The sequence below is a fragment of the Streptomyces sp. ICN903 genome (assembly GCF_022015835.1).
GTDB classification, from domain to species: domain Bacteria; phylum Actinomycetota; class Actinomycetes; order Streptomycetales; family Streptomycetaceae; genus Streptomyces; species Streptomyces fenghuangensis.
The window spans coordinates 1-8,627 of record NZ_JAKMAY010000249.1 but is presented as its reverse complement, the minus strand read 5'-3'; the positions used below and the strand labels follow the sequence as shown (position 1 = coordinate 8,627).

The 8,627-nt window shown below is 72.2% G+C and carries 7 protein-coding genes; 3 read left to right on the top strand and 4 right to left on the bottom strand.

Annotated features, from left to right (window positions below):
- Positions 1–43: 43 nt before the first annotated feature.
- Positions 44–1,342: an ABC transporter substrate-binding protein gene (locus L7D48_RS21975; RefSeq protein ID WP_237881650.1), complete on the bottom strand. Its 1,299-nt coding sequence runs from the start codon at positions 1,340–1,342 to the stop codon at positions 44–46.
- Between the two features lie 285 nt (positions 1,343–1,627).
- On the opposite strand from L7D48_RS21975, the gene L7D48_RS21970 reads away from it, so the two are divergent.
- Entirely contained in the window at positions 1,628–2,644 is a 1,017-nt protein-coding gene (locus L7D48_RS21970) for a LacI family DNA-binding transcriptional regulator (protein ID WP_237881649.1), read from the top strand.
- A 225-nt stretch (positions 2,645–2,869) separates the two neighbouring features.
- Positions 2,870–3,685 carry an SAM-dependent methyltransferase gene (locus L7D48_RS21965; protein WP_237881647.1) on the top strand — a complete coding sequence of 272 codons (816 nt, stop codon included), beginning with the start codon at positions 2,870–2,872 and terminating at the stop codon, positions 3,683–3,685.
- An 87-nt stretch (positions 3,686–3,772) separates the two neighbouring features.
- Here L7D48_RS21965 and L7D48_RS21960 read toward each other — a convergent pair whose 3' ends face one another.
- The 3 genes from L7D48_RS21960 to L7D48_RS21950 form a co-directional block, all read right to left on the bottom strand.
- Positions 3,773–4,678, bottom strand: a complete 906-nt coding sequence (locus L7D48_RS21960) for a helix-turn-helix transcriptional regulator (protein WP_237881645.1) — start codon at positions 4,676–4,678, stop codon at positions 3,773–3,775.
- A gap of 135 nt (positions 4,679–4,813) precedes the next feature.
- A complete protein-coding gene (locus tag L7D48_RS21955) occupies positions 4,814–5,047 on the bottom strand; it encodes a DUF397 domain-containing protein (protein ID WP_237881644.1) in 234 nt (77 codons plus the stop codon).
- A gap of 293 nt (positions 5,048–5,340) precedes the next feature.
- On the bottom strand, positions 5,341–6,441 hold the full coding sequence (locus L7D48_RS21950) for a GDSL-type esterase/lipase family protein (RefSeq protein WP_374493239.1): 1,101 nt from the start codon (positions 6,439–6,441) through the stop codon (positions 5,341–5,343).
- A gap of 453 nt (positions 6,442–6,894) precedes the next feature.
- Here L7D48_RS21950 and L7D48_RS21945 point away from each other — a divergent pair, with 453 nt between their 5' ends.
- A complete protein-coding gene (locus L7D48_RS21945) occupies positions 6,895–8,598 on the top strand; it encodes a SpoIIE family protein phosphatase (protein ID WP_237881642.1) in 1,704 nt (567 codons plus the stop codon).
- Positions 8,599–8,627: the final 29 nt, after the last annotated feature.

The following is an 8,627-nucleotide window of genomic DNA, read 5'->3' as shown; positions in this document are numbered from 1 at the left end:
GTGGCCGCCGGGGGCCCCGGGGTGCCCCGGGAGGGAGGCGGGATCAGTCGACGGCCTTCCTGATGCGCTCGTCGGTGGTCTCCCACGCCTCGGCCGGGCTCTTGCCCTGCTCGACGAGCTGGAGGCCCTGGGAGAAGGTGTCCTTGATGGTGCCGTCCTTGGGGCCGAGCACCTGCTCGTCGGGGATGTCCTGGGCGGCTGCGCCGAAGACCTCACCGATCGGGGCGTTGTTGAAGTACTCGGACTCCGCCTCGGTCACCGCCGGGGACTCGAGGGCCTTCGCGGAGGAGGGGAAGTTGCCGATCTCCTTGAAGATGTGCTCCTGCTGCTCCGGCGCGGTCAGCCAGGCCACCAGCTTCTTGGCCTCCTCCTTCACCGGGCTGTCCTCCATGACCCCGAGGAAGGAGCCGCCCCAGTTGGCGCCCTTGGGGGCCTTGGCGACGTCCCACTTGCCCTTGTTGGCCTCGCCGGCCTTCTCGCTGATGTGGGCGAGCATCCACGCCGGGCAGACGGCTGTGGCGAAGCTGCTGTTGGCCAGGCCCGGGTCCCAGCCGGGCTGGAACTGGCGGAGTTTGGCGGTCAGTCCGTCCCTGGCCGCTCCGGTGGCCAGTTCCCAGGCGTCCTTGATGACCGGGTTGTCCTGGTAGACCAGCTCCCCGTTCTTGTCGTAGAACTGCTCGGAGCTGCCGTAGATCATGGCGTTGAACAGGCCGCTGGCACTGTCCATGTAGGCGGCGTCGCCCTTGAAGCCGTCCTTGAAGTCCTTGCCGACCTCCACGTACTTCGCCCAGTCGCCGTCCCAGAGCGCGGCGACCTCCTCGCGGTCGGTGGGCAGTCCCGCCTTCTCGAACATGTCCTTGCGGTAGCAGACCGCCATCGGGCCGATGTCCGTGCCCAGACCGATCACCCTGCCGTCGCCGGTGGTGACCTGGCTCTGCTTCCAGGGCAGGAAGTGGTCGGTGCCCGGGACGCCGGAGAGGTCGGCGAACCTGTCGGCCCGGGTGTCGGCGAGTTCCTTGGCGCGGCCGACCTCTATGCCCTGGATGTCCTTGAGACCGCTGCCGGCGGCCAGCCGGGTCTGCAGCGCGGTGTAGTACGTCTGCTCGTCGCCGGCTATCTCGGCCTTGATGACGACGTCCGGGTTCTCCTCCATGTACTTCTCGAGGAGGCCGGTCTCCTTGATGCCCATGACGCCGAACAGCCCCATGGTGATGACGGTCTTGCCGTCCTCGGTCTTTCCGCCGCTGTCGCCGCCGCCCGAGCAGCCCGCCACGAGCGTGAGGGCGGCGACCGACGCGGCGGCCACGACTCTTGTACCGAACAGCTTGCGGGCCCTGCCCATGGCGTCCTCCTTGCGGGCGGCGACGGAAATCACCGCGGTGCGGCCCCGTCGGGCCGCACGGGCCCGACGGGTGGAATCGTTCCCACTCGGAGGTGGGAGCGTTCCCATCAGGTTGTGGAAGACTGTCTCCAGGAGCGGCCGCTGTCAAGGACGGGGACCGGATCCGTTGCCCGCCGAGGCTCCCGCGAGCACCGGCGCCACACCGGTCGTCGCACGGCCGTCTGGCACAATGCGCTGGTGAGCGCCGTGCGCGGCGCGACGGAAGCAGAAGGAGGCGGGTACGCCATGGGGGCCACTCGGCGGCCGACCATCAAGACCGTGGCCGCCCGGGCCGGGGTGGGGCGCACCACCGTCTCCCGGGTCCTCAACGGTTCCACCCTGGTCAGCGACGCGGCCCGGCAGGCGGTGCAGACGGCGATCGCCGAACTGGGCTATGTGCCCAACTCCGTGGCGCGGTCACTGGTGACCAGCAGGACCGACTCCATCGCCCTGGTGATACCCGAGTCGGAGAGCCGGCTGGGCTCGGAGCCCTACTTCTCCGCCGTGATCCGCGGGGTGAGCAACGGCCTGGCCGGCACCCAGATCCAGCTGCTGCTCACCCTGGTCCGCGACCAGCGGGAGATGGACCAGCTCACCCGCTTCCTCACCGCGCGCCGGGTGGACGGCGTACTGCTGGTCTCGGTGCACCGCGACGATCCGCTGCCCGGCCTGCTGGAGGAGCTCGGTCTGCCGACCGTCCTGGCCGGGCGCCGCTCCCCGGCCGAGCCGCTGCACCATGTGCACTCGGACAACATCGGAGGGGCCCGCGACGCGGTGCGCCACCTGATCGAGCGCGGGCGGGGCGAGATCGTGACCATCACCGGCCCGCCGGACATGGACGTGGCCGACAGCCGTCTGCGGGGCTGGCGGGACGCGCTGGAGGAGGCCGGACGGGAGGCCGGCGGGGAGCTGGTCGCCCCCGCCGACTTCACCGAGGAGGGCGGACGCTCCGCCATGCGCGAGCTGCTGGAGCGCCGTCCCCGGCTGGACGCGGTCTTCGCCGCCTCCGACGTGATGGCGGCGGGCGCCCTGGCCGAACTGCGCCACCAGGGGCGGCGGGTGCCGGACGACGTGGCGGTGGTGGGCTTCGACGACTCGATCGTCGCCCGGCACACCGACCCGCCGCTGACCACCGTTCGGCAGCCGGTCGAGGAGATCGGACGGACGATCACCGAGCTGCTGCTGCGGGAGATCGGCGAACCCGGCGGCGCGCGGCGGCACATGGTGCTCCCCACCTCCCTCGTCGTCCGCGACTCCGCCTGACGCCGTCCGCCCGCGGCTCCGCGGCGCTTCGCGCTTCCGCCCAACCGGCCTCGGAGTCAAGGGAGTTGCTTTCGACCGGGCCACCGGGGCGCACCGCGGAAAGCGGTCGGCCGGTGTTCGCCTTTCCGCAGCGAGGAGGGGCCGCGCCTGGCAGCATGGGCCCCACTCGGCGGGTGCCGCCCCAATCTCGACACATCTCCCAGGCGGAAGGTTGTGAAGGCCCGGATGAACCAGTCCAGGGAACCCCTCACCAGCAAGATCGACGTCACCGTCCCCACGGCCGCGCGCATGTACGACTACTACCTGGGCGGCAAGAACAACTACGCCGTCGACCGGGAGGCGGCCGAGAAGCTGCTGGAGGTCGTCCCCAGCACCCAGGCGCTGGCGCTCAACAACCGCCGCTTCCTGCAGCGCGTGGTGCGCGTCCTGGCCCGGGACTACGGGATCCGGCAGTTCATAGACCACGGCTCCGGCCTGCCCACCCAGGACAACGTCCACCAGGTCGCGCAGCGGGTGGATCCCGACACGCGCGTGGTCTACGTGGACAACGACCCGATCGTGCTGGCCCACGGCCGCGCGCTGCTGGCGGAGAACGAGAACACCACCGTCATCCAGGCGGACATGTGCGACACCGACGGCATCCTCGACCACCCGGACACCGCCCGGCTGATCGACTTCGACCGTCCCGTCGCCGCCCTGTTCAACTCCGTCTTCCACTGCGTCCCCGACTCCGCGGACCCGGCCGGCGTGATCAAGCGCGTGGCCGACCGGCTGGCGCCGGGGAGCTTCTTCGTGATCTGCCAGCTGGTCAGCGAGGACGCCGAGACGCGCAGGTCCGTGACCGAGTTCATGGACAGGAGTACCGGCGGCAACTGGGGCAGGGTCAGGGAGCCGCACGAGGTCGAGCGGTTCTTCGACGGGCTGGAGATCCTCGAGCCCGGCCTGGTGGAGGTCTCCACCTGGCGCCCGGACTCCGACGTGGGGCCCAGGCAGCGCACCTGGGAGTGGCAGGAGTTCGGAGGCGTCGCCCGCATGCCCTGAGTTCTGCCGCCGGGCCACGTGCGGGGCCGCCCTCCCCTCGGGGAGGGCGGCCCCGCACGGATGAACGGGGCGCTCCCGCCCCTGTGTTCAGCCGAGCCTCTCCAGCAGTCCCTCCAGGAAGCCCACGCTGTCCACAGGGGTCTCGGCGACCGCGCACAGCCGGTCCATGATGGACAGGTAGTGGTCGACGTCCTCCTCCTTGTCCAGGTAGAGGGCGCTGGTCAGCTGCTCCAGGTAGACGACGTCGGGCAGATCCGGCTCGGGGAAGCGCAGTATCGTCACCGGTCCGCCCACCGCTGCCAGGCCGCCGGTCTCGAACGGCGCGACCTGCAGCGTGACGTTCGGCCGCCGCGCCGCCTCGATCAGGTGGCGGAGCTGGCCGCGCATCACCTCGGTGTCGCCGAGCGGGCGCCGCAGGGCGGCCTCGTCCAGGACCGCCCACAGCCGCGGGGCGTCCGGCCGGGTGAGCAGCGCCTGCCGCTCCATGCGCAGCCGGACCCGCCGGTCGTTCTCCTGGGCGGAGGCGTGGGGGTGGCACAGGCGGGTCACCGCGTGGGCGTACTCCTCCGTCTGCAGCAGGCCGGGGACAAACTGCACCTCGTAGGTGCGGATGACCGAGGCGGCCTCCTCCAGACCGAGGTGCCGCTCGAACCACTCGGGGAGGACGTCGCTGTACCGGTGCCACCAGCCGCGGGTGTTCGTCTGACGGGTCAGGGCGAGGAAGTCCGCCCGCTCGTCCTCGTCCAGCACACCGTAGAGCGTGAGCAGATCCGCGATGTCACGCTCCTTGCACGCGCCCTGGCCCCGCTCCAGACGGCTGACCTTGGCGGTGGAGCCGCGGATCGCCTTGGCCGCCTCCTCCAGGTCGATGCCGCACTCCTTGCGCAGCCGCCGGAGCTGGGAGCCGACCACCAGGCGCAGCACCGTCGGACTGCCCTTGGGGTGCTCGATATAGCGCTTTATCGACAAGGAGTGGCTCGATCCGGCGGCCATGAGTGCTCTCCTGAGTGAAGGGACAGACACTCAGTGTGCCACTGCCGCCACCGCGCCGTACAGCGGTGTCCCCGGGTGTCCCCGGGCCCGGCCGGCCCCCCGGAAGCTCTTCTTCCGCCTCCGCCCGGCAGCGGCTCAGCCGACCATGTCGTCGAACTCGCCGTCCTTGGCGCCCCGCAGGAAGGCCGTCATCTCCTCGCGGGTGTAGACGAGGGCGGGGCCGTCGGGGTGGCGGGAGTTGCGCACGGCCACCGCGCCGTCCGGCAGCGGGGCGAGTTCGACGCAGTTGCCCATACTGCTGCGGCGGCTCTTGCGCCACACCGCGCCCTCGATCTCCGCGGCCGGCATGCCGTTGACGGTCTGCTGCATTGTCGCCCCTCACCGGCCGCGGCCGTCCCCTCGGACCGGGCCACGGCCATGACGTTCCGTTGCTCCGCGTATCGGCGTCGACAGATCTGCAATTACATCTGCAAGCGCAGATGTAATTGCAGATCCGTTCGACAGTCGAGGATGGTAGTGCCTGCGGGCCGGTTCCCGCGCCGGGTTCTCCGACGGAATCCGAAAGACCGGGCGGCGGCCGCCCGTCCGGCGGCACCCCACCGACCCACCGGGTTCGTACGGGCCTTCCGGCCCGTACGAACCCGGCCGCGGTCGAACCGCGGTCAGGCCGCGGTGGCGGCGCAGGTCACGGTCGCCGAGGCGGATTCGGCCGACGCCACGAAGCCGAAGGACGCGCTGCCTCCGGCGGGGACCGTCCCGTTCCAGGCTGCGTTGCGCACGGTGGCGGCACCGTCGGCACCGGCTTCCAGGGTTCCGTTCCAGGCCTGGGTGATCCGGCCGTCCCCGTCCGGTGCGATCCGGACCGTCCAGCCCGAGATCGGCCCGGTCCCGGTGTTGCTCACCGTCACCTCGCCCTGGTAGCCGCCCTGCCAGCTCGACGCCACGCGGAGCGAGGCGGTGCAGGCGGCCTCGTCCCGGCCGGGGTCGTCCGGATCCCCGGGCTCGTCCGGGTCGCCCGGGTCTCCGGAGCCGCCCCCCGCCAGCAGGTCGGCCAGGGCCGGGAACCATCGGGCGGCGATCTTCTCGTCCCCTGAGGCGTTGGGGTGCACACCGTCGTAGGTGTCGCTCCCGGTGCTGAAGCCCGTCCACTGGTCGACCGCGATCACCGGCGATTCGGGGGTGCTCTCGGAGCGGGCCCAGTCCGGGATCCGCTCGTTGAGCGCCACGACGCGCCGGGCGCACTCACCGCAGGTGGCGGGGTTCATCGGGATGATCTGCGCGACGAGGACCTTCATGTCCGGATTGCTCGCCCGCATCTGGTCCACCAGGGTGCTGTAGGCGGCGAGGATGGTCTCCGGCGAGCGGTTGCTCCAGACGTCGTTGGTCCCGAAGTGCATGACAACGATGTCCGGCCGAGTGGCGGACAGCCAGCCCGGCAGCAGGTTCCGGCTCGCCACATCGGTCACCAGCGCGCCGCCGTGCCCTTCGTTGTCACCGTCGTGGGGCTGCCCGCACCCCTGGGGGCCGAGCGTTCCGACGAAGTCGACGTTCGTGTGGCCCGCCTCCTGGAGACGGTTCCACAGCAGCGAGCGCCAGCATCCCGGCGAGCCGGTGATGGAGTCGCCCAGCGGCATGATCCGCACCGGCTCCGCGACGGCGCCCGCCGGGGCGGCGGCCGCGGTGCCCGCTCCCAGCGGGCCGAGGAAGCCGAGCAGTACGATCAGGGCGGCCGAAGCCGCCCGTAAGAGGTCTCTGCTGCGCACGGTTGTCCTTCCGATTGAATGGGAGCGCTCCCAACAGGGACATCAAGCCACCGGGCCGACGGCGCGTCAAGAACCGGGGGCCGCGAACCGCTCCTCCCCCGCTCCCCGGGGGCGCTCCGGGGGCGGCTGCCCTACCCTCGAAAGGCAGGGCGGCGATCCTCGTCGCGGAAGGCCCGGAACTCCGGGAACTTTGGGAAAGCGGTCCGCGGCCGGCGGCCGTGTGCGATGATCGGCACCCGTCAACGGTCGCTGAGCCTCGGGGCGGGCCGACGGAAGCGGAACAGACGCCTCCGTTCGGCTCAACGCCCCTCTTCCCGACAAGCCGCCGCCCACGGCCTGGAAGACCCTTGAGGCACCAGTGGCGGGGTGCGAGTGGGGAGAGTCGTGACAGCGAACGGCAGCGGTGGCCACCGGCGGCATCGGCCCGTGCGGAGCGGCCGGACGCCCGTGCGCATGCGCCGCGCGACCGCCGCCCTGGCCCGCCCCCGCGCCTCCCGCAGCCGCCTGGCGTGGCTCAACCAGGCGAGCACCATGATCGGCACGACGCTCGACCTGGAGCGGACCGCGCAGGAACTGGCCGACTTCGCCGTCCCCCGGCTGGCCGACGGCGCGGCCGTCGATCTGCTGGAGTCGGTGCTGCGCGGCGGGGGCGGCGAGCGGTGGACGGGACCGGAACCGCCGGTCACCCGGGCCGTCGCGGTGTCCTCGGTCGTCGAGATGGAGGACCTGGAACCGGACGAGCCCGGCGAACTCTCCGTACACCCACAGACGCTGCTCTCGGTCCACTGCCTGCGCGCCCAGGAGCCGGTCCTGCTGAGCCGGATGAGGCGCGACGACTACGCACGGGTGGCCCCGACCCCCAGCGCGGCGGCCAAGCTGCGCCAGGCCGGAGTGCACAGCTACATGGCCGTGCCGCTGACCGCACGCGGTGTGCTGCTCGGGGTCGCCGACTTCATCCGCGGTCCCGGCAGCCCCCCGTTCACCCGCGCCGACGTCGAACTGGCGACGGAGCTGGCCTCCAAGGCGGCGGTCTTCATCGACAACGCCCGCCTCTACGGGCGCGAGCGCGAGCACGTCCTCTCCCTGCAGCGCAGCCTGCTGCCCCGCGCCACGCCGAACACACCGGGCCTGGAGGTCCTCACCCACTACACGCCGAGTCTCGACCCCAGCGGAGTCGGCGGCGACTGGTTCGACGTGGTCGCCCTGCCCGGCGGCCGGACGGCCCTGGTGGTGGGGGACGTCATGGGCCACGGGGTGCCCGCGGCGGCCACGATGGGGCGGCTGCGCACGGTCGGCCGCACGCTGCTGGCCCTGGACACCGCCCCCGACCGCGTACTGGCCCGGCTGGACCTGGCCGCCCGCGACCTGGAGGACGACCAGGTCGCCACCTGCCTGTGCGCCGTCTACGACCCGGCCACCGCGAGCTGCACCATCGCCGGCGCGGGGCACATGCCGCCGCTGTTGGTGGACGCCGACGGCACCGTCTCGCGGGTCGAGGTGCCCGCCGGGGCGCCGCTGGGCGCCGGGGTGATCCCCTACGACGCGGCCACCGTGCGGGTGCCGGCCGGGAGCCGGCTGGTGCTGTACACCGACGGCCTGGTCAAGACGCGCCGGGGGGACATCGACGTACAGCTCCGGCAGCTGGCGAAGACCGCTCCGGAACTGGTGGAGCGGCTGCTGGAGCACCGGGATCCGGACGGGATCGCGCCGGGGAGCGGGGAGCGCCTGGACGAGTCCGTCCTGCTGGTGGCCGCCGGCGGGAAGCTGCCGCCGGGCACCGACCTGTGCGTGTGGCCGCTGCCGCCGGACGGCACCGCCGCGTCCGTGGCCCGCTCCCTGGTCACCGAGCGGCTCGCCCTGTGGGGCCTGGAGGAGCTCTCCGACATCGCCGAGCTGGTCGTCAGCGAGCTGGTCGGCAACGCCCTGCGGTACGGCGGCGGGCCCGGGCAGCTGCGTGTGATGCGGCACGAGAGGCTGACGCTGGAGGTGTCCGACACCGGTCCCGACCTGCCCCAGATCCAGCACGCGGAGCTCAGCGACGAGGGCGGGCGCGGCCTGCAGCTGGTCAACATGCTCAGCCGCAACTGGGGTTCGTGCCGCACCCCCGGTGGGAAGGTCGTCTGGGCGGAGCAGGACATCCCCCGCACCGTCTCCTGAGACGCCCGGCCCGGGGGCGGGGCGGACGG